Source organism: Massilia timonae CCUG 45783 (assembly GCF_000315425.1).
Taxonomy (GTDB): Bacteria; Pseudomonadota; Gammaproteobacteria; order Burkholderiales; family Burkholderiaceae_D; genus Telluria; species Telluria timonae.
Window position 1 is genome coordinate 711,737 of the sequence record NZ_JH992922.1, and the last position, 24,406, is coordinate 736,142.

Here is a 24,406-nt window from a genome sequence, read left to right on the forward strand (position 1 = left end):
GCCATGCTCGCCCAACGCCTCCACGTCCGCCTCACGCCTCACTTCGCCCTCCTGCCGATGGCGCTGGTGGTGCTGGGCGCCTACATCGGCGGCGCGTTGTGGACCTTGCGCACCTCGTTCACGGCCTCGCGCACCTTCCCGTCCGATACCTTCATCGGCGCGGCGCAGTACGTGCGCCTGTTCGACAACGAGCGCTGGCTGCTGTCCCTGCACAACCTCGCCGTCTACGGCGTCGCCTTCATCCTCGCCTGCATGGTGATCGGCTTCCTGCTGGCCGTCTTCATCGACCAGAACGTCAAGGGCGAAGGCCTGCTGCGCACCGTGTTCCTCTACCCCTACGCGATGTCCTTCATCGCCACCGGCCTCGTATGGCAATGGCTGCTGGCGCCCGGCAGCGGCATCGAAGGCGCCGTGCGCCGCATGGGTTTTGACGGCTTCTCGTTCGACTGGATCGTGCACCAGGACCTGGTGATCTACACCGTCGTCATCGCCACCGTGTGGCAAGCCTCGGGCCTGGTGATGGCGCTGATGCTGGCCGGCCTGCGCGGCATCGACCCCGAAATCTATAAAGCCGCGCGCCTGGACGGCATTCCGGCCTGGCGCGTGTACCTGCAGATCGTCCTGCCCATGCTCGGCCCGTCGGTCGCCACCGTGTTCCTGCTGCTGTCCACCGCGGTCGTGAAACTGTTCGACGCCGTGGTCGCGATGACCCAGGGTGGCCCCGGCATCGCCAGCGAAGTGCCGGCCAAGTTCATCATGGACCACCTGTTCCTGCGCTCGAACGTCGGCCTGGCCTCGGCGGGCGCGGTGACACTCCTGATCCCGGTGCTGGCCCTGCTGGCGCCCTACGCCTATGCCCGCAGCCGCCGCGCGCGCCTGAACGGAGGCCACGCGTGAGCCACCATTCGCTGCAGGCGATCGCGCCACCCATGTCCAGCCACCCTGCCCAAGCCGCGCGCCGCAGGCGCCTGTTCACGCCGGCGCGCCTGGGCGTCTACGCCTTCCTGTTCAGCGCCGCCCTGTTCTTTTTGCTGCCGCTGTACGTCATGATCATCACCTCGTTCAAGCCGATGGACGAGATCAGGACGGGCAATGTGTTCGCCCTGCCCGCTGCCGCCACGCTCGAGCCATGGCGCGCGGCCTGGGGCGCGGTCAGCCACGGCTTCTGGAATTCGGTGGCGATCGCCGTGCCCAGCACCGTGATCCCGATCCTGCTCGGCGCCGTCAACGGCTATGCGCTGTCGTTCTGGCGTCCGCGCGGCGCGAATGTGCTGTTCGGCGTGCTGCTGGCCGGCGCCTTCATTCCGGTGCAGGTCATGATTTATCCGCTGGTATGGATGATGGCGCATGCCGGCGTGTTCGGTTCGCTGCCGGCGATCGTGGTGGTGCACGTCATCTTCGGCATGCCGCTCATGACCCTCCTGTTCCGCAACTACTATGCCTCGGTGCCGCACGAGCTGTTCCAGGCCGCGCGCATCGACGGCGGCGGCTTCTGGCGCATCTTTATCCAGGTGATGCTGCCGATGTCGTTGCCGATCATCGTCGTGGCCGCGATCATGCAGGTCACCGGCGTCTGGAACGACTATATCCTGGGCCTGGTGTTCGCCGGTCGCGAGAACCTGCCGATGACGGTCCAGCTGAACAACGTGATCAACACCACCACCGGCACCCGCCTGTACAACGTCAACATGGCGGCGACCATCCTGACGGCCGCGGTGCCGCTGGCGATCTACTTCATCTCCGGACGCTGGTTCGTGCGCGGCATCGCCGCCGGCGCCGTGAAAGGATAACCCGGCATGTCGAACGTCCACCTGCGCAAACTGTGCATTACCCGCGGCAGCAACGAGATCATTCGTGATCTCGATTTGCAGATCGAGCCGGGCGAATTCCTCGTGCTGCTCGGCCCTTCGGGCTGCGGCAAGTCGACCCTGTTGCACAGCATCGCCGGCCTGATCGACCTGTCCGGCGGCGCGATCGAGATCGGCGGGCGCGACATGAGCTACGCCGACCCGAGCGAGCGCGGCATCGGCATGGTGTTCCAGTCGTATGCGCTGTATCCGACCATGACGGTCGAAAAGAATATGTCGTTCGGCCTCAAGATCGCCGGCACGCCGAAGGCGGAAGTGCAGCGCCGCGTGCGCAAGACAGCCGAGATGCTGCAGCTCGACGCCCTGCTCGATCGCAAGCCGTCCCAGCTCTCGGGCGGCCAGCGCCAGCGCGTGGCGATCGGGCGCGCGCTGGTGCGCGAAGCCGGCGTCTACCTGTTCGACGAACCGCTGTCGAACCTCGACGCCAAGCTGCGCGCCGAACTGCGGCGCGAACTCAAGATGCTGCACCAGACGCTGGGCTCGACCATGATCTACGTGACCCACGACCAGGCCGAGGCGATGACGCTCGCGACCCGCATCGTGGTGATGCAGGGCGGACGCATCCAGCAGATCGGCACCCCGGCGGAAGTCTATGACACGCCCGCCAACCGCTTCGTGGCCGGCTTCCTCGGTTCGCCCTCGATGAATTTTATTGACGGCAGCGTCGATGCGCGGGGCCGCTTCAACGCCGGCGCAGTGACGTTGCCACTTACGGGTGGCGCGGCAGCCGGCGCCGTCACGCTGGCCGCGCGACCGGAACACATCCACGTCGACGACAACGGCCCTTTGAATGCGACGGTCACCCTGGTCGAACCGATGGGAAACCACCAGGTGGTGTGGCTCGACTGCGGCGGGCAGGCGCTGTCGTGCATCGAGCACGATGGACGGCCGCTGGCGTCCGGCCAGGCGGTGCGCTTCGCGATCGACACCGCCCGTGTTTCCTTGTTCGATCCTGAAAATGGTCAGCGTTTATGAAGGATGGGTGCCATCCGCACGCGGATGCAGTATGCTTGGCGGTTGTTTTGATCGACGTATTTATTGAATAGGGATCGCAGGTGGCGACAATCAAGGACGTAGCGCGGCTGGCTGGAGTAGGTCTCGGCACCGCCTCGCGCGTGGTCAGCGGCAAGGGTTCGGTATCGCCGGCCACGCTCGAACGCGTGCGCAAGGCGATCGACGAGCTGGGCTTCCGGCCTTCGCACGCGGCGCGCGCCCTGCTGTCCGGCACCAGCCGGATGGTCGGCGTCTACATCCCCGTGTTGTCCGGCACCTTCTACACGCCGATCCTGCAGATCATCGACACCGAGCTGCGCGCGGCCGGCCTGCACATGGTGGTCGCCTTTGGCGTCGGCCTGGGCGATGCACGCAACCAGGCCATCGAAGGCATCGAGTTCCTGATCGAGCGCGGCTGCGACGGCCTGATCATGATGAGCAGCGCCCTGCTCGACGAAGACATCGCCGCCCTCGGCGGCAAGCGGCGCCTGATCGTCGCGCTGAACCACGACTTCAAGGACATCCCGGAGCAGTGCTTCACGGTCGACCATGCGCAAGGCGGCAGGCTGGCGGCGCAGACCCTGCTCGAGCACGGCCACCGCGACATCGCCGTCATTGCCGGCCCCAGCGCGCTGGTCGACAACGTGGCGCGTATCGATGGCTTCATGCTCGAATTGAAAGCCAACGGCGTCGACACCGACAAGGTGTGGCTGGTCGAAAGCGACTTCTCGCCGCAAGGCGGCTGGCATGCCGCCAAGGCCCTGGTCGAATCGAAGACGCCGTGCACCGCCCTGTTCTGCGCCAACGACGAGATGGCGGTCGGCGCCCTGTCCTACTTCCAGGAAGCCGGCATCAGCGTGCCGCGCGACCTGTCGGTGATCGGCTACGACGACACGCCGAGCGCGGAGTTCTCGGCGCCGCGCCTGACGTCGGTCCACATGCCGTGGCGCGAGATGACGCAGAACGGCATCAACGCCCTGCTCAACCGCTGCTATGACCTGAAGCGCCCGGTGGCGCGCAGCTTCCCGGTCGGCGTAACCATGCGCGCGTCGCTGGCCAGGGTCGGCGGCGGCAAGGCGAAAAGCACCAAGAGCAAAACCGGGAGCAAAGGCAAAAGTAAAAGTGAGTGAGGCATGTTTGCCTCACCCACGGCCGCGTGCGGCCATTTTTTTGGCGCCAGACTGGAAAGCTTTCCAATGTATTGGTAAGCTTTCCAATGTATTGGTAAGCTTTCCCAAAATTTAATCAGAACATATTCATCACCTGAAGCGAGACCATGACCACTGCCAACCGACCCGAGCCTTCCGCGCCGCAGCGCAGCGATTTCGCCCGCGATTTCCTGTGGGGTTGCGCCACCTCGTCCTACCAGATCGAAGGCGCCGGCCGTGAAGACGGCCGCGTGGAATCGATCTGGGACCGCTTCGCCGCCACGCCCGGCACGATCCGCGACGGTTCCAGCGGCATCGAAGCCTGCGACCACTACCACCGCTGGCCGGAAGACTTCGACATCGCGCGCGGCATGGGCCTGAACGCCTACCGCTTCTCGTTCGCCTGGCCGCGCATCTACACCGGCATCAAGGGCCAGCCGAACCAGAAGGGCCTGGACTTCTATTCGCGCCTGGTCGACGGCATGCTCGAACGCGGCCTGCAGCCATGGGCCACGCTGTACCACTGGGACCTGCCGCAGGCGCTGCAGGAAGCAGGCGGCTGGGAAAACCGCGCCACCATCGACGCCTTCCTCGAGTACACCGACGCCATGACGCGCACCTTGGGCGACAGGGTCAAGCACTGGATCACCCACAACGAGCCATGGTGCACGGCGATCATCGGCAACTTCGAAGGCTGGCATGCCCCAGGCAAGACCGACCTCAAGGCGGCGCTGCAGGTCGCGCACAATGTGCTGGTCTCGCACGGCAAGGCAGTGCCGCTGATCCGCGCCAACGTACCGGATGCGAAGGTAGGCATGGCGGTCAGCCTGCACCCGCTGCGCGCGGCCAGCGACAGCGAGGAAGACAAGGCGGCGATGGAACGCCACGACGGCCTGCGCTACCGCTGGTTCCTCGATCCGCTGTTCGGCCGCGGCTACCCTGAGGCCACGCGCGAACGGTTCGGCGCCGCGGCGCCCGACGTCGCGCCGGGCGACATGGAAGCGATCGCAGTCAAGACCGACTTCATGGGCGTGAACTACTACTTCCCCGAAGTGATCAAGCACGAGGCCGGCCACGCGCCACTCGACGCGAAAGTGCTGCCGACCACCAGCGGCGAGATCACCGCGATGGGCTGGCCGGTGTCGCCGGAAGGCTTCACCGAACTCCTCACCCGCATCGAGAACGACTACCACCCGGGCCCGATGTACGTCACCGAGAACGGTTCGGCCTTCGAGGATACCGTCGGCCCGGATGGCGAGATCGACGACGTCCAGCGCCGCCACTACCTGATGCGCCACCTGGCCGCCATGAAGGATGCGATCGACGGGGGCGCGCCGATCAAGGGCTACTTCGCCTGGAGCCTGCTCGATAACTTCGAATGGGCCGAAGGCTACCAGCGCCGCTTCGGCCTGGTGCACATCGATTACGCCACCCAGCAGCGCCGCCTGAAGAACAGCGGCAAATGGTATGGTTCCTTCCTGCGCCAGGAATGAACCTTCAACATCAACGAACAATAAAGCGAGACAACCCATGACCTTCAAGCTTCGTCCTTCCACGCTGGCCCTTTCCATCGCCCTGGCCCTGCCGGCTGTCTGCGGCGCCGCCGCTCCGGTCGACACCAGGTTGGCCGACTGGCCGCGCGTGACCAGCGCCATCAAGATGGACGACGCGATCGAGAAGCGGGTCAAGGAAATCGTCGGCAAGATGACGCTGGCGCAGAAGGTCGGCCAGATGACCCAGCCCGAGATCAAGACCACCAGGCCCGAGGACGTGACCAAGTACTACCTCGGCTCGGTCCTGAACGGCGGCGGCAGCTGGCCAAACAACAACAAGGCCGCCGATGCGAAAGAATGGCTGGCGCTGGCCCAGGCCTACCACGAGGCCTCGATGAAGACCGACATGGCGATCAAGGTGCCGGTGGTGTGGGGCACGGACGCGGTCCACGGCCACAATAACGTGCCGGGCGCCACCCTGTTCCCGCACAATATCGGCCTGGGCGCGGCGCGCAATCCACAGCTGATGCGCGAAATCGGCGCCGCCACCGCCAGGGCGGTGCGCGCGACCGGCATCGCCTGGGTGTTCGGCCCGACCCTCGCGGTGGTGCGCGACGACCGCTGGGGCCGCACCTACGAAAGCTATGCCGAGCATCCGGAAGTCGTGCGCAGCTATGCCGGCGAATACGTCAAAGGCATGCAGGGCGTGTTCAAGGACGACGCCAACACCATCGCCACCGCCAAGCACTTCATCGGCGACGGCGGCACGAAGAACGGCAAGGACCGCGGCGTGACCGAGACCCCGGAACGCGACCTGATCAACATCCACGGCGCCGGCTATTTCCCGGCCCTGGAAGCGGGCGCCCAGACCGTGATGTCCTCGTTTAACAGCTGGACCGACACTGCCAGCGGCAAGGAATACGGCAAGCTCCATGGCAGCAAGTACGCGCTGACCGACATCCTCAAGGTCAAGATGGGCTTCGACGGCTTCGTCGTCACCGACTGGAACGGCATCGGCGAAGTGAAAGGCTGCCGCAACGACAGCTGCGCCCAGGCGATCAACGCCGGCAACGACATGATCATGGTGCCGGACGACTGGAAGGCCTTCATCGCCAACACCATCAAGCAGGTGGAAGCCGGCGAGATCCCGATGTCGCGCATCGACGACGCCGTCTCGCGCATCATCCGCGTCAAGCTGCGCGCCGGCCTGTTCGACAAGAGCCCGATGCAGAACGCCCATGCCGGCAAGGACGACGCGATGCAGGCGCGCGCCTTGGCGCGCCAGGCGGTGCGCGAATCGCTGGTGCTGCTCAAGAACGAAGGCCCTGCCCTGCCCCTGAAGCGCGGCCAGAAGATCCTGGTGGTGGGCAAGAGCGCCGACGAGCTGTCGAACCAGAGCGGCGGCTGGTCGATCACCTGGCAGGGCACCGCCACCACCAATGCCGATTTTAAAAATGCCGACACCATCCTGACCGGCATCCGTGAAGCGGCCGGCAAGGACAACGTCACCTTCAGCCTGGATGCGAAAGGCGTCGACGTGTCGAAGTTCGACGTCGTGATCGCCGTCATCGGCGAGCGTCCGTATGCCGAAGGCGACGGCGACATCCATCCATCGGGCACCCTGCGCCACAGCAGCCGCTATCCGGAAGATCTCGCCGTGCTCAAGGCCGTCGGCGGCAAGGGCAAGCCGGTGGTCACCGTCATGGTCACCGGCCGTCCGGTGTTCGCCAACGACTTGCTGAATCTGTCGGACACCTTCATCTCGGCCTGGCTGCCGGGCTCCGAGGGCAAGGGCGTGTCGGACCTGCTGATCGAAGGCCAGCAGCGCCATGACTTCCGCGGCGTGCTGCCGTTCTCGTGGCCAAAGTCGGCCTGCCAGATCAAGCTGAACGTCGGCGACAAGGATTACGCGCCGCTGTTCGCCTATGGTTATGGCTTGAAGGTCGCCACCCGCTCCAAACTGGGCAAGCTGGATGAAAGCTATCCGCAAGGCGGCTGCAGCGCCGGCAACACCTTCCCGGTGTTCAGCCAGGCCGACCGCCTGAGCTATCCGCTGGCGATCCGCTCCGGCCAGCAAACCACCGTGCTCGGCGCCGACCTGAACGCCAGCTTCAAGCTGCCGAACATCACCGTCACCACCGCCCAGGTCAACACCCAGCAGGACGCCAAGCTGGGCGCCTGGACCGGACCGGCCACGCTGGAAGCGCGCGGCGCACGCGCCATCGTGTTACCAAGCGCGGCGCTCAAGGATGGCGCGCTGCGCTTCGACACCATCGTCGCCAAGGCCCCGGCCGGCAAGGTGACGATCTCGATGCGCCAGGGTTCGACCAGCGTCGACCTGGATGCGACCGCCCTGTTCAAGCGCCTGGCCGTCGGCGCCAAGAACACCGTCGCAATTCCGCTGTCGTGCTTCCAGGCCAAGGGGCTCGACCTGGCCAGGGTCGATACGCCGTTCGCCGTCACCAGCGACGCCGCATTCTCGGCGGCCTTCGCCAATATCGAGATCGCCGGCGGCGCGGCGAAGGAAGCAGGCGCCGTGCAGTGCGGCGAACTGAAATGACGCGAAAGGTCGCGACTGAGCTGCGGCTGCTGGCCGACGTCGGCGGCACCAATGCGCGTTTCGCCCTGCAGTCGGCGCCGGGCGCGGGGTTCGACGACGTCGAGGTGCTGGCGGCCGCCGGCTACCCGACCCTGGGCGCGGCGATGCGCGCCTACCTGGCCAACGCGCGCGCCCGCGGGCTGGCGGTCGACACCGTCCGCCATGCGGCGGTCGCGATCGCCAATCCGGTCGAGGGCGACGAGATCAGGATGACCAATCACCACTGGAGCTTCTCGATCGAGGCCTTGCGCCTGGAGCTGGGTTTGACGACGCTCCTGATGGTGAACGACTTCGCCGCGCTGGCGATGTCGCTGCCGCACCTGGCGCAGGACGGCCGCCGGCAGGTCGGCGGCGGCATCGAGCTGCCGAACCGGACGATCGGCCTGATCGGCCCCGGCACCGGCCTGGGCGTCTCGGGCGTGGTGCCGGCGGGCGAGCGCTGGATCCCGCTGTCCGGCGAAGGAGGCCACGTCAGCTTCGCGCCGGTCAACCGCGACGAGGTGGCGATCCTGGAAGCGCTGTGGGGAGAATACGGCCACGTGTCGGCCGAGCGCCTGCTGTCGGGCATGGGCATGGAGCTGATCCACTGGGCCCGCACCGGCAGGCGTCTCAAGGCGGCCGACATCAGCGCGGCGGCGCTGGATGGGTCATCAAACGATTGCCGCGGCTCGGTCGACGTGTTCTGCGCCATCCTGGGCAGCGTGGCCGGCAATGTCGCGCTGACCCTCGGCGCGACCGGCGGCATGTATATCGGCGGCGGCATCGTGCCGCGCCTGGGCCCCGTCTTCGAACAATCGGCGTTCCGCGCGCGCTTCGAAGACAAGGGGCGCCTCGGCGACTATCTGTCGCGTATCCCGACCTACCTGATCACCGAACAGTATCCCGCTTTGCGCGGGGTTTCGGCTATGCTGTCGGATCACGTCCTTACTCTGCAATAAAACGGAGACTCCATGCAGAACCCAATCCAGAACCCCACCGTGGCCAGCGCGGCCGTGGATGGGGAACACAACCAGCACACCGGTGCGCTGGTCATCGTCACCATCCTGTTCTTCATGTGGGGACTCATCACCTCGCTGAACGACGTCCTGATCCCGCACCTGAAGTCGATCTACACCCTCACCTACATGCAGGCGATGCTGGTGCAGTTCTGCTTCTTCGGCGCCTATTTCATCGTCTCGCTGCCGGCCGGCGCGCTGATCCGACGCCTGGGCTACCAGAACGGCGCGGTCACCGGCCTGATGATCGCGGCCGCAGGCTGCGCCCTGTTCTACCCGGCCTCGAACGGCGGCTACGGCATGTTCCTGTTCGCGCTGTTCGTGCTGGCCAGCGGCATCACCATCCTGCAGGTGGCGGCCAATCCCTACGTCACCGCGCTGGGACCGGCGCGCACCGCGGCCAGCCGCCTGACCCTGACGCAAGCCTTCAACTCGCTCGGCACCACGGTGGCGCCGGCGCTGGGCGGCATCCTGATCCTGTCGACCGTGGTGCTCTCGGCCGACCAGCTGGCCCTGCTGCCGGCGGCCGAGCAGGCCGCGCACAAGGCCGCCGAAGCCGCCGCCGTGCAAGGCCCTTACCTGGGTCTTGCCGCCGCGCTGGCGCTGCTGGCGGTGCTGTTCGCGATGGCGCGCCTGCCGAAGATCGCCTTCGACGACACCACCGCGGCGGTCGACGCCAAGGGCGGCGCGATGTCGTATCGCCACCTGGTGCTGGGCGCGCTGGGCATCTTCCTGTACGTCGGCGCCGAGGTGAGCATCGGCAGCTTCCTGATCAACTTCATCGGCGAGCCGCACATCGCCGGCCTGTCGCACGCCGACGCGGCGCGCTACGTCAGCATGTACTGGGGCGGCGCCCTGGTCGGCCGCTTCATCGGCTTCGCCGTGATGCGCTATGTGAGCCCGGGCAAATCGCTGGCGGTCACCGCGCTCGGTTCGATCGCGCTGGTCCTGACCGCGACCTTCACCGAAGGCAGCCTGGCGATGTGGGCGATCGTGGCGGTGGGCCTGTGCAACTCGATCATGTTCCCGACCATCTTCAGCATGGCGCTGCATGGCCTGGGCAAGTTCACCGGCCAGGGCTCGGGCATCCTGTGCATGGCCATCGTCGGCGGCGCCGTGGTGCCGTTCGTGCAGGGCATCCTGGCCGACACCATCGGCCTGCAGATCTCCTTCCTGGTGCCGGCGGCCTGCTACCTGTTCATCATGTATTACGGCGTGAAGTACGCCAACCTGCACAAGCAGAAGATCGCGGCCGAATAAACCGCGCCAGCATCAGGCAAAAGGCCCGCAGGATCTGCGGGCCTTTTTTATCAGCGGTTCAGCCGCTTGAGCAGCTGCGCGCGCACCATGCGCGAGGCGTTGTCGTCGAACGGCGCCAGCAGGCCGCGCGCGGCCGGCGGGATGTGGGCCGCGGTGTCGGCATCGGCCTCGAACACGTAGTGGCGGAACAGCTCGGCCCAGGCCGCGCGCTGCGCCGGCGGCAGGTCGCGCACCGTCATCAGGGCGTGCATCAGGGCGTTGTTGGGCGTGTCCATCCAGTCCGGCGACTGGCGCCACCAGTAGTTCACCAGCACGTTGAAGCCATCCAGCGCCTCGACGTGGTGCCACCACATGCTGGGCACGAAGATCGCGTCGCCTGGCTCCATGTCGGCCACCTGGGCGTGTTCCAGCGCCTGGGCGAAGCGCGGAAAGCGTTCGGGATCGGGATGCTTGAAGTCCACCAGGCTGATGGGCTGGCCGGCCGGGGTCAGGTCGATCGGGCCGACGTAGAGATTGCGTTGCTGGCCCGGCGGGAACAAGGTGAAGCGGCGGCGCCCGGCGCCGATGCAGGCCAGGTTGTCGGGCAGGTCGTAGTGGGCCGAGATGCGCGTGCGGTTGCCGATCCAGATGCTGGCCAACGGATCGCGCGGGCCCAGGTCGACGTCGTTCTCGCCCCTGAAACCCGGCAGCGCGCCGTCGATCGTGGTGGAGCCGACGTAGATGGCCGGCGGCGTTGGATTGGCCAGGTGCTTTTCCAGTTCGTCCAGCACGGCGTCGAGCCGCACCCGCATGGACTGGAAATTGAAGCCGTCCAGCGCCTCGTTGTAGAAGAAGCGGCCGTCGATCTCGGGCGCGCCGAGCATGGCGTTGACGGTGGCGTCGACGTACCAGCGGCGCAGGTAGGCGATGGCGGCCTGCGGCGACGTGCGCGCGGCGGCCACCGCCGGCCAGTCGGCCACCAGGCCGCGCAAGAGCAGCGGCTCGGTGGATGCGAGGATGGCGGGGCCGAGGTCGGCGGGCCGCAGCCCGGTGAGCTCGCGGACCGGCTTAGCGGCCGGCGCCATCGCGCGCGTTCCTGCGGTTCTTGCGGTCGATCAGGTCGCGGAAATGCGATAACGACGCCAGCGCGAAGTAGATGGGGGCCAGGTGGCCGGCCGCGTGCAGCTCGGCGATGGCGGCGCCGTCCAACGCGCCCAGGCGTTCCTCGTGGATGGTGAAGAAGCCGCTCATGCGGGCTTTTTCACCGTTGTCGAATTCGATGTCGAGCACAAAGGCATCGAGCAGCTCGTAACGCTTGAGGGCCTCGAGGAAGCCCGCGTTGGCCTGCACGCCGTTGTGGATGTTCGACAGCGTCTGGCTCATCTTCTCGAGCAAGTCGGTATTGCCGCCATGCGGCTTGAACACCGGTTCGCCCTCGGTCGTGCTGACGCGCGGGTGATCCAGGTCGACCTGGATCATCAGTTCGTCGCCGTTGCGGCCGATGTAGAACGGCAGGCGCTCGTGCAGCCACGGCACCAGCGGCGCATCCCAGCGGCCGTCCTCGAGGAACAGGTTCTCGTCTTGCTGGAAGCCGAGCAGCGCGATCGCCTCGTAGTTGGCGCCGTCGTCCAGCTGGCGGAAGATGATCGGATAGTGCGCCTGCAGCGAGCGGAATTCGTCGGCGAAGGTCGGCACCCAGGCGACTTCGCTGCCCAGGCCGGGGCGGTGGCCGTGGATGATGCGCAGGTCCTTGTGCTCGATATTGTTCAGCAGGGCGATGTTGGGCATGGATGTCTCGTTATCTTGTAGTGGGTGTCAGTGAAACGACAACGGCGGGCCGGCTGTTGCCGACCCGCCGTCAATACCGTCATCCGGGAAGTCTACTCCCGAACGACGGCACAGACAAAGCCCGATCAGAACTTGTAGCGTGCGGCCAGCATGTAGCGCGGGCCCGACTGCGTCACGAACAGCACCTGGTTCTTGGTGCGGCCGTGGATGCGCTGGATCTCGTCGGTCAGGTTGATGCCTTCGAACGACAGCGACAGGTTGTCGTTCACGTTGTAGCCGACGCTCACGTCCAGCTGGCCGTATTTCTCGACGTAGTTCGGGTTCGGGCCCTGGCCGTCGAAGGTCGACGACAGGAACTCGTCGCGCCAGTTGTAGGCCACGCGCGCATTCCACTTGTCGTTCTCGAAGATGCCCACCAGGTTGGCCGAGTCGCCCAGGCCGACCAGCGCGAACTGCTCGCCCTTGCTGGCGTTGTCGTACTTCAGGCCCGAGTTCACGTAGGTGTAGTTGGCCTGGATGCCGAAGCCGCTGTTGCCGAACATGTGCTGGAGGTTGAATTCCAGGCCGCGGATGCGCGCCTTCTGCTGGTTCGAGTACGAGGTGATGCGGAAGTCCGCGATCGGATCGGTGCCGATGGCCGTGATGGTGCCGGTGGCGTCGCCCGAGGCGTTGTCCGGACCCGCGACCACGCCCGGCTGGCCGTTGAAGTTGCGGAAGATGTAGTTGCGGATGCAAGTGGTGTCCGCGGTCGTGCAGCCGTTGGCCAGCGCCGCGTTCCAGTAGGCGCCCCCGACCGGGGTGCGCACGCCGAACGGCTGGGCGATGATCTGCGACTGCCCGGCGTAGTTGTCCAGGTGCTTGCGGAAGTGATTGACCGAGAAGAAGCTCTGGCGGGCGTAGTACCACTCGATGGCCAGGTCGATGTTCTTCGACTTGACCGGCTCCAGCGCCGGATTGCCCTGCGAACCGGTGCCGCCTTCGACGCGCGCCAGGGTGTCGAGCACCTGGCCGCCGGCGATCTGGTCGTAGCGCGGACGGCCGATGGTTTCGCCGTAGCTGAAGCGGCCCTTCAGGTCGGGACGGAAGGAGATGTCGGCGTCGAACGTCGGCAGCACGTGGTTGTACTTGCCGGTCAGCGTGGTGAAGCCCGATTCGCCGAACACCACCGGCAGTTCGTTCTGCGACACCCAGCTGATCGCGACCGGGGTCGGCACCAGCGCGGTCGAGCTGACGTCGGTCTTCTCGTAGCGCACGCCGACCGAGGTGTTGATCGGGTAGCGGGTGTCCCACTCGGTGTTGAACTGCAGGTACAGGCTCTTCGACTTTTCCTCGGTGCGGCGGTCGGTGTCGTAGGTGGTCTTCGGCAGGTACAGGTGCGGCAGGCCCGAGGCTTGCGCCACGATGTCGCGGATCTGGCCGAAGTTGAAGGTGTGGAAGCGGTTGAACAGGTTCGGGTTGCCGCTGCCGTCGATCTGGTCGAAGTATTTGGACAGGCTGTCCGGCGTGAACAGGCTGGCCGGGTAGTCCGAGGCCTGGGTGGCGCCGCCCCAGGTGTCGCGCTGCTGCACCGAGAACGCCGAGCGGTACTTGACCTTGGTGGCGCCGACGCCGAACTTGAACTCGGACGCTTCCATCACCTTCCAGCTGCCGTGGGTCTGGATCTGGTCGACTTCGGTCTTCATGTAGCCGTTCTCGAACACCGAGCCGGTCACCTGCTGCGGCGAGCGCAGGAAGTCGGCGCCGTCGATGGAGAGGACCGGGAAGTCCTGCGAGAAGTCGGCGGTGGTGTTGCCGCGGCTGAAGCTGGCGGTGCCGATCACGTTGCTCGAACCCCATGGGCTGTCCGGAGTCGATTCGGCCGACGAGCTGTGGGCGTCGAGTTCCAGGCGGAGGTCGGGGTTGACGCGCCAGACGGTGTTGAAGCCCAGCGACTTGTTCTCGCTCCTGGTCGCGAAGTCCGAGGCGCCCATGGCGATGTCGCTGTTACCGGCCGGGATCAACTCGGTGTACACCAGCGGCGAGGCGATCGGACCGTCGGTCCAGCTGCTCGACGACGGGCCGAAGTTGAACCAGGCCGACATGTCGTTGCGGCGGGTGTGGATCTTGTTTTCCGAGTAGGTGTAGTCGAGGGTCGAGGTGATCGACTTGTTCGGCGCGAACTGGAACACCACCTGGCCGTTGGTGCGCTCGCGCTGCACGCCGGAGAGGTTGTAGTTCAGGTTTTGCGGAACCTGGTACTGGTCGTTCGGGCCGGGACGGTTGGTGATCAGTTCCGAGCCCGGGGTGCCCGGCTGCGGGATCGTGCCCCAGGTGTTCTCGTCGCCGCGGAACGGGCCTTTCCAGCCATTCGGCACCGAGGCGCGGTTGTAGCCCAGGTTGCGCTCCTGGTAGCTGGCCGACAGGCCGATGCCGAAGCGGCCGTCGGCCGAGGTGTTCGAATAGATGCCCGACACTTCAGGGGTGACCTTGTTGCCGTGCTGGAGGCCATCCGGCAGGTTGGTGGCCGAGGTGTCGTGCACGCCCTTGATGCCGATGCTGGCCTGCATGCCCGGACGCGACAGCGGACGCGCGGTGATCACGTTGATGGTCGCGCCGACGCCGCCGGTCGGGGTCTCGGCGCGGCTCGATTTGTAGACCTGCAGCTGCGAGATCGCTTCCGAGGCGATGTTGGCGAAGTCGAAGGCGCGGCCGTTGCGGTCGCCCAGGTTCGAGACCGGCATCTGGCGGCCGTTGAGCAGCACCAGGTTGAAGTCGGGGCCCACGCCGCGCACGGTGATCTTCGAGCCTTCGCCGATTTCGCGGTCGATCGACACGCCCGAGATGCGCTGCAGCGATTCGGCCAGGTTCGTGTCGGGGAATTTGCCGATGTCTTCGGCGACGATGCCGTCGACGAAGCCCTGCGCATTGCGCTTGAGGTTCATCGACGATTCGAGACTGGCGCGCAGGCCGGTCACGACGACGGTCTGGGTGCCCGGCTGCGCCGGGCCGGTGATCGAGCCGGAGGGGTTGCTGGCGGGATCAAGTGCCTGGTTCGGGGCGCTGGTCGCGGTCTCGGCCGGCGCGGTCGCCTGGTCCTGCGCGAATGCCGGGATGAATGCCGAACATGCGCTGGCAACTGCCAGGCTGATCAGAGTCTGTTTCGCCTTCGGGTAGTACATGTCTTCTCCTGTTTTTTTATAAATATGACCGTCGCCTAGCTACGGTGTCTCCGCCAAATCGGACGCACTGCGGCATGCGTCGTGTTTTTCGCTACTCGCTACTGATCCATCCTTGCCTGGTCACCTCCCGACCAGGAAGACCTGCGGCGCGCCAAGCGGCGCAACGAGGCCGCCGGCTGGTGCCGGTGGCCTCGTTGCGTGGATTGCCCGGTGCGCGTCGCGCTGTTTCATGTGTCCTCGGCTCCTTGGCCTTGTCGACCATTTGGGAACGAAGCTGCCTGGTTCGAGACATGGAAACGTTTCCATGAAGTTGACTGAATATTAGGGTTAGGAAAAAAAATTGTCAACCGAATATCCAAGGGGGTATGACGTAGTTTTGCAACACTTTGGTGCAGCCCTAGAGTGAGCGCCGGTTACCGAAGGAAGGCGCGTCCTGTGGTTTCCCTCGTTGACACCGATTTTTCGGGGGTGCTATAGTCGGGTTGACGTTATGGTAACGTTTCCAAATTGGAGCATGGATGCACCACTTTCTTGCCCGTCGCGCGGGCCGCGCCATCATCCGGACCGCCCTGCTCGCGGCCGGCGTTGCCTTCGTCGTCACCAGCCCGGCGCATGCGCAGGAAGCCGCCTTTGCCTGGCCCGGCGGCGCGCGGGCCGCGGTCAGCCTGGCGTATGACGACGCCCTCGATTCCCAGCTCGACAACGCGATCCCGACGCTCGACCGTTACGGCATCAAGGGCACGTTCTTCCTGCAGCTGTCCAGCGAGCCGGTGGCCAGGCGCATGGAGGACTGGCGCGCCGCGGCCAGGGGCGGCCATGAACTGGGCAACCACAGCCTGTTCCATCAATGTTCCGGCGCGGGACCGGACCGCGCCTGGGTCGCGCCGCATCGCGACCTGGACACCACCACGCGCGAGCAGATGCAAGACCAGGTCCTGCTCGCCAACACGTTCCTGAACGCGATCGACGGCCGCCGCGAGCGCACCTATACCGCTCCCTGCTTCGACGTGCAGGCCCTCGGCGGCGACTACCTGCCGGCGCTGCACGCGCGCTTCGTGGCGATCAAGGCCGGCAATGGTCCCGGCGTGCCGGCCTCGATGGCGGCGGTCGATCCCTACCGGGTGGCCTCGATCGCGCCGGTGGGCGCGAGCGGCGCCGAGCTGATTGCGCAGGTCAAGCAGGCGCGCGAACGCGGCACCATGATCGCGTTCACCTTCCACGGCGTCGGCGGCGACCACTTGAGCGTGTCATCGCAGGCGCACGAGGAGCTGGTCCGCTTCCTCGCCGCGCATCGCCAGGAGTACTGGACCGACACCTTCCTCAACATCATGAAGCACGTCAGGCAGCAGCGGGCGGCGACGCCCGCGGCGCGATGACGTCGCCTTGGAGACATATGAAGACAATGAGCAAACTGGCCGCGCTGCTCGTGCTGGCCGCCAGCGCGGGCTGCGCCACGCAGCCCACCGCCACCGACGACCTGGCCGGCTGGACCCTCGAATGGAGCGATGAATTCGACGGCGCCACGCTGGACCGCGGCAAATGGCTCCCCGAGACCGGCGGCCATGGCTGGGGCAACAACGAGATGCAGTTCTATACCGGCCGGCCCGAGAACGTGCGCGTGGAAGACGGTCACCTGGTGATCGAGGCGCGCAAGGAAAGCCATGAAGGCAAGGACTACACCTCGGCGCGGATCAAGACGGCCGGGCTGAAGGAAACGCAGTACGGCCGCTACGAGGCGCGCATCAAGGTGCCGAAGGGCCAGGGCATCTGGCCCGCGTTCTGGATGCTGGGGGCGAACATCAAGCAGGTCGGCTGGCCGAAGAGCGGCGAGATCGACATCATGGAAATCATCGGCAAGGAGCCGGCCAATGCCTACGGCACCCTGCACGGGCCGGGCTACTCGGGCGAGCACGCAAACAGCCGCGCCAGCGCGCTCGAGGGCGCGGAGTACGGCGACGACTTCCACGTGTTCGCCGTCGAATGGGAGCCGAAAGAAATTCGTTGGTACCGCGACGGCATTCACTACCACACCGCGACGCCCGCGACGGTCAAGGGAGAATGGGTGTTCGAGCATCCCTTCTTCGTGCTGCTCAACCTGGCCGTGGGCGGCTACTGGCCGGGCTATCCGGATGCGAGCACGCCGTTCCCGCGCCGCATGCTGGTCGATTACGTGCGCGTGTATCGCAAGGCCGCGCCCTGACGGCCTGGCCGGGCGGCCGGATTCATGGCCGCCTCCTGCAAACAATCCGCATCGGTGCGAGAATACGGCCAGGCACGCAACCCTGACACAGGGTGCATGCCAGAACCGATTCGACAATCCCCGATCTTTCTCCACAGCGACCACAGACCCGAGCGGCCATTTGCCGCCCGGCGCGCCAGTATTGGCGTCGTTGCGCAGGAAGCATCACCTGGAAAGCACCAATGACCGCATTATTCACTCCCTTCACCCTCAAATCCGTCACCCTGCGCAACCGCATCGCGGTGCCGCCGATGTGCCAGTACAGCGCCGTCGACGGCGTCACCAATGACTGGCATCGCGCCCACTACGCGTCAATCGCGCGCGGCGGCGCCGGCCTGGTGATCGTCGAAGCCACGGCGGTTACGCCGGAAGGCCGCATCACCCCCGGCTGCGCCGGCCTGTGGAACGACGAGCAGGTGGCCGGCATGGCTGCCATCGCCGGCGCGATCAAGGCAGCCGGCGCGGTGGCCGGCATCCAGATCGGCCACGCCGGCCGCAAGGCGAGCGCGAACCGTCCGTGGGACGGCAACGCGCACATCCCGAACGACGCGCCGGACGGCTGGCAGACCATCGCCCCATCCGCCCTCGCCTTCGGCGGCGACCTGCCGAAAGTGCCGCAAGAGATGACCCTGGACGACATCGCGCGCGTGCGCCAGGGCTTCGTCGACGCCGCGCGGCGCGCCCTGGCCGCCGGCTTCGAATGGCTGGAGCTGCACTTCGCCCACGGCTACCTGGCGCAATCCTTCCTGTCGCCGCATTCGAACCGCCGCGATGACCAGTACGGCGGCGACCTCGATGGCCGCGGACGCTTCCTGCTCGAGACCCTGGCCGCGGTGCGCGAGGTATGGCCGCAGCACCTGCCGCTGACGGCGCGCATGGGCGTGATCGAATACGACGGCAGCGACGAAGAGACGCTGGCGGAATCGATCGAGCTGACCCGTCGCATGCGCGAGGCCGGCCTGGACATGTTGAACGTGAGCGTCAACTTCACCGTCCCCGACGTCAAGATTCCCTGGGGTCCGGGCTTCCTGGCGCCGGTCGCCAAGCGTGTGAAGAACGAGGCCGGCCTGCCGGTGGCGTCGTCCTGGTATATCGGCGACCCGCAGGTGGCCAACCAGGCGGTGCTTGATGAGCAGATGGACCTGGTGATGATCGGCCGCGAGCACCTGGCCGATCCGCACTATGCCTTCCGCGCGGCCAAGGAGCTGGGCGTGGAAAATCCGTTCGCCATCCTGCCGCCGCAGTACGGCTGGTGGCTGGAACGCTACCGGTAAGCCAGCCGCTGCCCGTCCTCAGCCGGCGCGGGCGGCGCCAGCCGCAACGCCGTGCCGTGGCGCGCCAGGTCGCGGCCCAGCACCAGCCGCAGGTTGACGGGCGCGCCCAGGTCGACTTCGCGCAGCTGGGTGCTGCCCAGGCGCTGCGCCAGCCTGCGCGCGGCGTCGGCATGGGACGGCTCGTATTCGATGCGGGTATGCGACACCGCGAAGCCCGGCTCGTTCGACAGGCGCGTCACCCGGATGCCCGGTTCGTCGATGCGGTTCGACAGCGCGCGCGCCATGCCGGTCACCCCATTGCCGTTGCGGATCTCCAGCCGCGCCACCGCAGCCGAAGCCGGCGCCTCGCGTTCCTCCTGCGCCTCGTGCGCCGCGCGCGCCGCCTCCACCCGCCGCAACTCCATCATGCCATCCACGCCGACGTGGATATACGACTGGGACCAGTCGGGGTGGGCCTGCGGCTTTGGCGCGGCCAGGGCCTGGCCGAGCGGCGCCACTTCGGTCTTGCCACCGGCGGCGGCAAAATCGGCGCGCAGGTCGTGCTGGCGCAGCGCCGCCGCCTGTCTGTGCATCTGTTCCGCCCTTTCCGTTTGTCCCAAGCCCGCAAGCGCGTCGCCCAGCAGCTGCCAGGCGCGCGGATTGAGCGGGTCGAGCAGGCAGGCGCGTTCCAGCGCGCCCCGCGCTTCCTCGTGCGCGCCGCCCAGCAGGTAAGCCTGCCCCAGGTTCGCGAACAGATAAGCCTTGCCCGGTCCCGCATCCAGGCCGATCGACGCAGTCAGCTCGCGCCAGATGGCGCTCGCCCGTTCCAGGTCGCCTCCTTCGGCGTGCAGGGTCGCCAGGCCGTTGCGCGCGCCGGGATGGCCGGGCTCTAGCTGAAGCGCGGCCTGGTAGGAGGCGCGCGCGGCGTCCGGCTGCTGCGCCAGGTGTTGCGCGCGGCCGGCGCCATAGAGTTGCTCGGCCTGCGCGCCGGTGTCGACGGCGGCGCGCCAGCCGAACGGCGAGCAGGCCATCAGGCCGGCGCACAGCAGCGCCAGGCGGGTCATCTTGAGGGTGCGTCGCATGGGAGTCGCTCCTTTCAGCGCGCGAAGGGCAAGGAGCCCAGGGTGCGCGAGATCTGGATCGCCGCCGGTCCGAGCAGGACCATCAGCAGCGTCGGGAAAATGCAGAAGATCAGCGGGAACAGCAGCTTGAGGCCGATCTTGGCGGCGGTTTCCTCGGCCACCATGCGCCGCTTGTGGCGCAGGTTCTCGGCATGCACGCGCAGCGAGTCGCCGACGCTGGTGCCGAAGCGCTCGGACTGGATCAGCATCGCGACCAGGGTGTCGACGTCGTCCACGCCCGAGCGCAGCGCGAAGTTGCGCAGCGCCTTTTCCTTGCTGAAGCCGGCGCGCATCTCCATCAGCACCAGTTGCAGCTCCTGCGACAGCACCATGCTCTTGATGTGGATTTCGGCCGCCACCTTGACCAGCGCCCGCTCCAGGCTCAGGCCGGCCTCGACGCAGACCGTCAGGAGGTCGAGCGCGTCGGGGATGGTCTCGAAGATCTCGCGCCGGCGCCGCCGCACCAGGCGCTCGAGCACCGCGTTCGGCGCGTAGTAGCCGAAGGCGGCGCCCAGCAGCAGGATGCCCAGCACCTTGCCGCCGTTCAGGGACGAGCCATACAGCACCAGGAACGGCGCGCACAGTGCAGGCACCAGCAGCGCCAGCGCGGTCTTGGACGCGAAGTACAGGGTCGGCGCCGACGGGTGGCGCCAGCCGGCGTTCATGAAGCGGGTGCGCAAGGTCGATTTTTCCCAGCCTTCCTCGGGGATCGACAGCCTGGTGAGGGGACGGGCGACGCTGGCGACGCGCTCGATCCAGCGCACGCCTGCTTCCTGTCCGGCGCGCGGGCCGAGGAAGCGGAGCAGGCGCTCGCGCAGGGCCAGCGGCGCGAACAGCACCAGCGCGACCCAGGCCAGCAGGCAGACGACGGCGAAGACGATCAGCAGGAATATCAGCTGGGAAGAAGTCATGGAGGCCTCACACGCGGATGCGGATGGTCTTGCGCAGCCACAGCACGCCGAACACGATCATGCCCAGGCCGTACCACAGCAGGCGCACCCCGGACGGATCGGTCCACAGCATGCGCACGTAGGCCGGGCTGCTGACCAGCATCACGCCCATCACGCCGAACGGCAGCAGGCCCAGGATCCAGGCCGACATGCGGCCCTCGGCCGACAGCACGCGCACGTGCGCCACCAGCTTCAGGCGGGCGCGGATAATCTGGCTGATGTTGCCGAGGATTTCAGCCAGGTTGCCGCCCGACTCGCGCTGGATCAGCACCGCGATGATCAGATAGCGCAGGTCGGTCAGCGGGATCCGTTCGGCCAGGCCGTGCAGGGCCTCGTTCATCGGCACGCCGTAGTTGATTTCCTCGCGCGTGATGCGGAACTCGCCGGCCAGCGGCTCGGGCAGCTCGTTGCCGACGATTTGCAGCACGTTGGTGAACGAGTGGCCGGCGCGCAGCGCGCGCGCGATGAAGTCGGCCGCTTCGGGCAGTTGGTGCTCGATGCGCACCAGGCGCCGCATGCGCATGCGGTGCAGGAGCCACCAGTGCAGGAGCAGGCCGCCGACGCAGGCCAGCAGACGCGCCGGCAGCGGCACCTCGACCGCGCTGACGGCGCTCGACGTGAGCACCAGCGCCGCCGCCAGGCAGCCGAGCGAGCCGGCGAGGAACTGGCCGACCGACCAGGTGGCGCCGGCCTGCACCAGCAGCGCATCGACGCGCTGCGCCAGCGTCGAGCGATGCAGCAGGCGGTCCAGCGCCTCGATGCGGCTGTAGCGGCGCTGCTTGAGGATCGAGATCCGTTCGCCGCTGCGGCCTTGCAGGCCGCCGGACATGATCTGCAGGCGGCGCGCGATGCGGCGCGCCGCCGCGCCATGGGTGCTCATCCACCACAGATAGAAGCCCTCGACCGCCAGGATCACGGCCGCGAACACCAGCACCACGAAGCCATAGAACAAGCCGTCCATATGCGCGCTCCCGGTCGCTCGATTCAGTCAAACCGGCGGTCGGGGTCGAACGAATCGTCCGGCACCGGGACCCCGAACAGCTTGAGGCGGTCGGCGAAGCGCGGGCGCACGCCGGTGGCGCTGAAGTGGCCCAGCACTTTCCCGTCGACGTCGACCCCGCGCTGCTCGAAGCGGAAGATCTCCTGCATCGAGATGATCTCGCCCTCCATGCCGGTGATCTCCTGCAGGCTGACCAGCTTGCGCGTGCCGTCGGTCAGGCGCGAGACCTGCACCACCACCGTCACCGCCGACACGATCTGCTGGCGGATCGCGCGCGGCGTCAGGTTCACCGCCGCCATGCTGACCATGTTCTCCAGCCGCGACAGCGCGTCGCGCGGCGTGTTCGAGTGGATAGTGGCCAGCGACCCTTCGTGGCCGGTGTTCATCGCCTGCAGCATGTCGAGCGCTTCCGGGCCGCGCACCTCGCCCAGGATGATGCGGTCGGGCCGCATGCGCAGCGCGTTGCGCACCAGCGCGCGCTGCGGCACCTCGCCCTTGCCCTCGATGTTGGCGGGTCGCGTCTCCAGGCGCACCACGTGCGGCTGGCGCAGCTGCAGCTCGGCCGCGTCCTCGATCGTCACCACCCGTTCGGTGGCCGGGATGAAGCCCGAGATCAGGTTGAGCAAGGTGGTCTTGCCGCTGCCGGTGCCGCCCGAGATCAGGATGTTGACCTTGGCCGTGCCCAGCCCTTCCAGCACCCGGATCATGGGCGTGGTCATGCTTTTATAGTCGAGCAGGTTCTGCACCGTCAGCGGGCTGCCGCCGAAGCGGCGGATCGACAGGATCGGCCCGTCCACCGCCAGCGGCGGGATGATCGCGTTCACCCGCGAGCCGTCCGGCAGCCTGGCGTCGACCATCGGGCTCGACTCGTCCACCCTGCGGCCCACGCGCGAGACGATCTTTTCGATGATCTTCATCAGGTGGGCGTTGTCGTGGAAGGTGATCTCGGTCAGCTCCAGCCGGCCGTGGCGCTCGACGTAGACCTTGTTGGCGGTATTGACCAGGATGTCCGAGATCGAGGGGTCGGACAGCAGCGGCTCGAGCGGGCCGAAGCCCAGCATCTCGTGCTGGATGTCGAGCACCAGGTGATGCCGCTCGTGCTGGTTGAGGACGATGCGCTCGTCCTCGATGATGCGCTGGACCAGCAGCGCCAGCTCGTGCTTGAACTGCTCGGCGGTCAGGCGCTTGAGCCGCTCCAGGTCGATCCGGTCGAGGATCATCTGGTGCATCAGCTTCTTGAGCTCCTGGTAGGCCTGGTTCGGCGCGTCCTGCAGCTCGGCGCCGCCGCTGGGGATGCGCTCCTGGCCGGACAAGGCAAGTCGTTCGCGAAGGGACATGGGCGTCTTTCTCAACTGGTCAGTAATCGGCGTCCTGGCGCCCGAACAGGCGGTCCAGCAGGCCGCGGCTTTCCTGGACCCGGTGCGCGGTCACCAGCTCGACCATCTCGGCCAGGCTGCGCGCGGCGGAGCTCGAGCGCGACAGCTGCAGCACCGGCACGCCCTGGTTCACCGAATCGGTTACCGCGACATAGTCGTTGGGGAAGGTGTGCACCACCTCGCAGCCGAGCGCCGCATGCAGGTCTTGCAGGCGCAGCTTGCCGCCCTTCTCGTAGCGGTTGACGATCAGGCGGATGTTGTCCAGCACGTAGCCCAGCGAGCGGAAGATGTCGAGCAGGCGCCGCGCGTCGCGGATGTCGGGCAGCGCCAGCTGCAGCACCGGATAGATGGTGTCGGTGACGTCCAGCGCGCGCAGCGACACCGCGTCGATCTGGCGCCCGACGTCGAGCAGCACGTAGTCGTAGTTCTGGCGCGCCACGCGCAGGATGGTGTCGATGTGTTCCGGCTTGGCCTCTTTCGCGTGGCCGGGATCGTCGGCCGCGGCCAGCACGCCGAAGCCCGGCGTGACGTGCACCAGGCACGATTCGAGGAAGGGCCCGTCCACGCGCGCGATCTGGGCGCACACGTCCGACATCGTCATGGCCGGCTTCTGGTCCGACACGTACAGGGCGGCGTCGCCGAACTGGCCGTGCAGGTCGATGAGCAAGACCTTCTTGCCCGCCAGCGTGGCCAGCGCATAGCCGAAGTTGGCCGAGATGAAGGTGGCGCCGCTGCCGCCCTTGCAGGCGATGAAGGCCAGCACCTTGCCTTCGCGCAGGCTCGACACGCCGGCGGCGGTGGCGATCCGGTCCATCGCCTCGTGGAAGGCGCGGTGCACCAGCGGCAGTTGCAGCAGCTCGCGCACGCCGGCGCGCATCGCCGTGATCAACAGGTCGGGCTGGTGCTGGTTGGTGAGCAGCATCAGCTGCGATCCCGGATACTGGCGGCCCAGGCGCTCGAGCAGGGCGGCCTCCAGCGGCTCCAGCCCGCTGGCGTCGACGATCACCAGTTGCGGGGCGTCGGGTTCGGGGCGGTCGAGCGCTTCGCGCAGGCTGGCGCGGGTGGCGGCCAGGTGCAGGGGCGGCACCCGCGCCGCGCCCTGCGAGGCCAGCTCCGCGTACAAGTGGCTGTCGCGGCTGATCAGGAGCGCTCTCATGGCAGCCCCGGACAGAGGACGTTCGCTGCG

The 24,406-nt window shown here is 67.1% G+C and carries 19 protein-coding genes; 11 read left to right on the forward strand and 8 right to left on the reverse strand.

All coding sequences use genetic code 11. The annotated features are described in order from the left end of the window. The first annotated feature begins 3 nt into the window (after positions 1-3). The 8 genes from HMPREF9710_RS03015 to HMPREF9710_RS03050 all read left to right on the forward strand — a co-directional run bounded on the left by HMPREF9710_RS03015 (position 4) and on the right by HMPREF9710_RS03050 (position 10,356). Positions 4-897: a carbohydrate ABC transporter permease gene (locus HMPREF9710_RS03015; RefSeq protein ID WP_005663778.1), complete on the forward strand. Its 894-nt coding sequence runs from the start codon at positions 4-6 to the stop codon at positions 895-897. A 32-nt stretch (positions 898-929) separates the two neighbouring features. Beyond that, positions 930-1,790: a carbohydrate ABC transporter permease gene (locus HMPREF9710_RS03020; RefSeq protein WP_051205051.1), complete on the forward strand. Its 861-nt coding sequence runs from the start codon at positions 930-932 to the stop codon at positions 1,788-1,790. 6 nt (positions 1,791-1,796) lie between these two features. After that, entirely contained in the window at positions 1,797-2,843 is a 1,047-nt protein-coding gene (locus HMPREF9710_RS03025; protein WP_005663781.1) for an ABC transporter ATP-binding protein, read from the forward strand. 80 nt (positions 2,844-2,923) lie between these two features. Then, positions 2,924-3,991, forward strand: a complete 1,068-nt coding sequence (locus tag HMPREF9710_RS03030; protein ID WP_005663783.1) for a LacI family DNA-binding transcriptional regulator — start codon at positions 2,924-2,926, stop codon at positions 3,989-3,991. 146 nt (positions 3,992-4,137) lie between these two features. Next, a complete protein-coding gene (locus HMPREF9710_RS03035) occupies positions 4,138-5,502 on the forward strand; it encodes a GH1 family beta-glucosidase (RefSeq protein ID WP_005663785.1) in 1,365 nt (454 codons plus the stop codon). Between the two features lie 37 nt (positions 5,503-5,539). Then, on the forward strand, positions 5,540-8,062 hold the full coding sequence (locus HMPREF9710_RS03040; protein ID WP_005663787.1) for a glycoside hydrolase family 3 protein: 2,523 nt from the start codon (positions 5,540-5,542) through the stop codon (positions 8,060-8,062). Continuing rightward, positions 8,059-9,039, forward strand: coding sequence for a glucokinase (locus tag HMPREF9710_RS03045; RefSeq protein WP_005663789.1), 981 nt, complete (start codon positions 8,059-8,061; stop codon positions 9,037-9,039). Before HMPREF9710_RS03040 ends, HMPREF9710_RS03045 begins: the two co-directional genes overlap by 4 nt. 12 nt (positions 9,040-9,051) lie before the next feature. Then, entirely contained in the window at positions 9,052-10,356 is a 1,305-nt protein-coding gene (locus HMPREF9710_RS03050) for a sugar MFS transporter (protein WP_005663791.1), read from the forward strand. Between the two features lie 50 nt (positions 10,357-10,406). On the opposite strand, the gene HMPREF9710_RS03055 is transcribed toward HMPREF9710_RS03050, so the two are convergent. From HMPREF9710_RS03055 to HMPREF9710_RS03065, 3 genes are all read right to left on the reverse strand, one after another. Further along, positions 10,407-11,420, reverse strand: a complete 1,014-nt coding sequence (locus HMPREF9710_RS03055) for a cupin-like domain-containing protein (RefSeq protein ID WP_005663793.1) — start codon at positions 11,418-11,420, stop codon at positions 10,407-10,409. Continuing rightward, on the reverse strand, positions 11,404-12,123 hold the full coding sequence (locus HMPREF9710_RS03060) for a SapC family protein (protein WP_005663795.1): 720 nt from the start codon (positions 12,121-12,123) through the stop codon (positions 11,404-11,406). Before HMPREF9710_RS03060 ends, HMPREF9710_RS03055 begins: the two co-directional genes overlap by 17 nt. A gap of 125 nt (positions 12,124-12,248) precedes the next feature. Next, positions 12,249-15,281, reverse strand: coding sequence for a TonB-dependent receptor (locus HMPREF9710_RS03065; protein ID WP_005663796.1), 3,033 nt, complete (start codon positions 15,279-15,281; stop codon positions 12,249-12,251). A gap of 518 nt (positions 15,282-15,799) precedes the next feature. Between HMPREF9710_RS03065 and HMPREF9710_RS03070 the strand changes: the two genes are divergently transcribed. From HMPREF9710_RS03070 to HMPREF9710_RS03080, 3 genes are all read left to right on the forward strand, one after another. Continuing rightward, positions 15,800-16,657 carry a polysaccharide deacetylase family protein gene (locus HMPREF9710_RS03070; RefSeq protein WP_005663798.1) on the forward strand — a complete coding sequence of 286 codons (858 nt, stop codon included), beginning with the start codon at positions 15,800-15,802 and terminating at the stop codon, positions 16,655-16,657. A gap of 17 nt (positions 16,658-16,674) precedes the next feature. Continuing rightward, the gene (locus HMPREF9710_RS03075) at positions 16,675-17,481 is read left to right on the forward strand and encodes a glycoside hydrolase family 16 protein (protein ID WP_005663800.1); all 807 of its coding nucleotides are present in this window, start codon (positions 16,675-16,677) and stop codon (positions 17,479-17,481) included. Positions 17,482-17,702: 221 nt separating this feature from the next. Continuing rightward, positions 17,703-18,794 carry an NADH:flavin oxidoreductase/NADH oxidase gene (locus HMPREF9710_RS03080; protein WP_005663802.1) on the forward strand — a complete coding sequence of 364 codons (1,092 nt, stop codon included), beginning with the start codon at positions 17,703-17,705 and terminating at the stop codon, positions 18,792-18,794. Here the strand turns inward: HMPREF9710_RS03080 and HMPREF9710_RS03085 are convergent. From HMPREF9710_RS03085 to HMPREF9710_RS03105, 5 genes are read right to left on the reverse strand one after another with little or no spacing between them, the layout of a single operon-like run. Next, positions 18,785-19,855 carry a tetratricopeptide repeat protein gene (locus tag HMPREF9710_RS03085; RefSeq protein ID WP_005663804.1) on the reverse strand — a complete coding sequence of 357 codons (1,071 nt, stop codon included), beginning with the start codon at positions 19,853-19,855 and terminating at the stop codon, positions 18,785-18,787. The two genes, HMPREF9710_RS03080 and HMPREF9710_RS03085, sit on opposite strands and share 10 nt — an antisense overlap. 14 nt (positions 19,856-19,869) lie before the next feature. After that, positions 19,870-20,805: a type II secretion system F family protein gene (locus HMPREF9710_RS03090; protein ID WP_005663806.1), complete on the reverse strand. Its 936-nt coding sequence runs from the start codon at positions 20,803-20,805 to the stop codon at positions 19,870-19,872. 7 nt (positions 20,806-20,812) lie between these two features. After that, a complete protein-coding gene (locus HMPREF9710_RS03095) occupies positions 20,813-21,805 on the reverse strand; it encodes a type II secretion system F family protein (protein ID WP_005663809.1) in 993 nt (330 codons plus the stop codon). Between the two features lie 23 nt (positions 21,806-21,828). Next, a complete protein-coding gene (locus HMPREF9710_RS03100; protein WP_005663811.1) occupies positions 21,829-23,181 on the reverse strand; it encodes a TadA family conjugal transfer-associated ATPase in 1,353 nt (450 codons plus the stop codon). A 19-nt stretch (positions 23,182-23,200) separates the two neighbouring features. Beyond that, complete coding sequence (locus HMPREF9710_RS03105; protein WP_005663814.1) at positions 23,201-24,376, reverse strand: CpaE/TadZ family protein; 1,176 nt, start codon at positions 24,374-24,376, stop codon at positions 23,201-23,203. Positions 24,377-24,406 lie beyond the last annotated feature (30 nt).

Bases quoted from the DNA above. Each gene is read 5' to 3' on its own strand.
- HMPREF9710_RS03090 (WP_005663806.1), bottom strand. From the start codon at position 20,805: ATGACTTCTTCCCAGCTGATATTCCTGCTGATCGTCTTCGCCGTCGTC.
- HMPREF9710_RS03105 (WP_005663814.1), bottom strand. From the start codon at position 24,376: ATGAGAGCGCTCCTGATCAGCCGCGACAGCCACTTGTACGCGGAGCTG.
- HMPREF9710_RS03020 (WP_051205051.1), top strand. From the start codon at position 930: ATGTCCAGCCACCCTGCCCAAGCCGCGCGCCGCAGGCGCCTGTTCACG.
- HMPREF9710_RS03095 (WP_005663809.1), bottom strand. From the start codon at position 21,805: ATGGACGGCTTGTTCTATGGCTTCGTGGTGCTGGTGTTCGCGGCCGTG.
- HMPREF9710_RS03100 (WP_005663811.1), bottom strand. From the start codon at position 23,181: ATGTCCCTTCGCGAACGACTTGCCTTGTCCGGCCAGGAGCGCATCCCC.
- HMPREF9710_RS03075 (WP_005663800.1), top strand. From the start codon at position 16,675: ATGAAGACAATGAGCAAACTGGCCGCGCTGCTCGTGCTGGCCGCCAGC.
- HMPREF9710_RS03050 (WP_005663791.1), top strand. From the start codon at position 9,052: ATGCAGAACCCAATCCAGAACCCCACCGTGGCCAGCGCGGCCGTGGAT.
- HMPREF9710_RS03060 (WP_005663795.1), bottom strand. From the start codon at position 12,123: ATGCCCAACATCGCCCTGCTGAACAATATCGAGCACAAGGACCTGCGC.
- HMPREF9710_RS03065 (WP_005663796.1), bottom strand. From the start codon at position 15,281: ATGTACTACCCGAAGGCGAAACAGACTCTGATCAGCCTGGCAGTTGCC.
- HMPREF9710_RS03035 (WP_005663785.1), top strand. From the start codon at position 4,138: ATGACCACTGCCAACCGACCCGAGCCTTCCGCGCCGCAGCGCAGCGAT.
- HMPREF9710_RS03045 (WP_005663789.1), top strand. From the start codon at position 8,059: ATGACGCGAAAGGTCGCGACTGAGCTGCGGCTGCTGGCCGACGTCGGC.
- HMPREF9710_RS03040 (WP_005663787.1), top strand. From the start codon at position 5,540: ATGACCTTCAAGCTTCGTCCTTCCACGCTGGCCCTTTCCATCGCCCTG.
- HMPREF9710_RS03055 (WP_005663793.1), bottom strand. From the start codon at position 11,420: ATGGCGCCGGCCGCTAAGCCGGTCCGCGAGCTCACCGGGCTGCGGCCC.
- HMPREF9710_RS03015 (WP_005663778.1), top strand. From the start codon at position 4: ATGCTCGCCCAACGCCTCCACGTCCGCCTCACGCCTCACTTCGCCCTC.
- HMPREF9710_RS03025 (WP_005663781.1), top strand. From the start codon at position 1,797: ATGTCGAACGTCCACCTGCGCAAACTGTGCATTACCCGCGGCAGCAAC.
- HMPREF9710_RS03070 (WP_005663798.1), top strand. From the start codon at position 15,800: ATGCACCACTTTCTTGCCCGTCGCGCGGGCCGCGCCATCATCCGGACC.
- HMPREF9710_RS03085 (WP_005663804.1), bottom strand. From the start codon at position 19,855: ATGCGACGCACCCTCAAGATGACCCGCCTGGCGCTGCTGTGCGCCGGC.
- HMPREF9710_RS03080 (WP_005663802.1), top strand. From the start codon at position 17,703: ATGACCGCATTATTCACTCCCTTCACCCTCAAATCCGTCACCCTGCGC.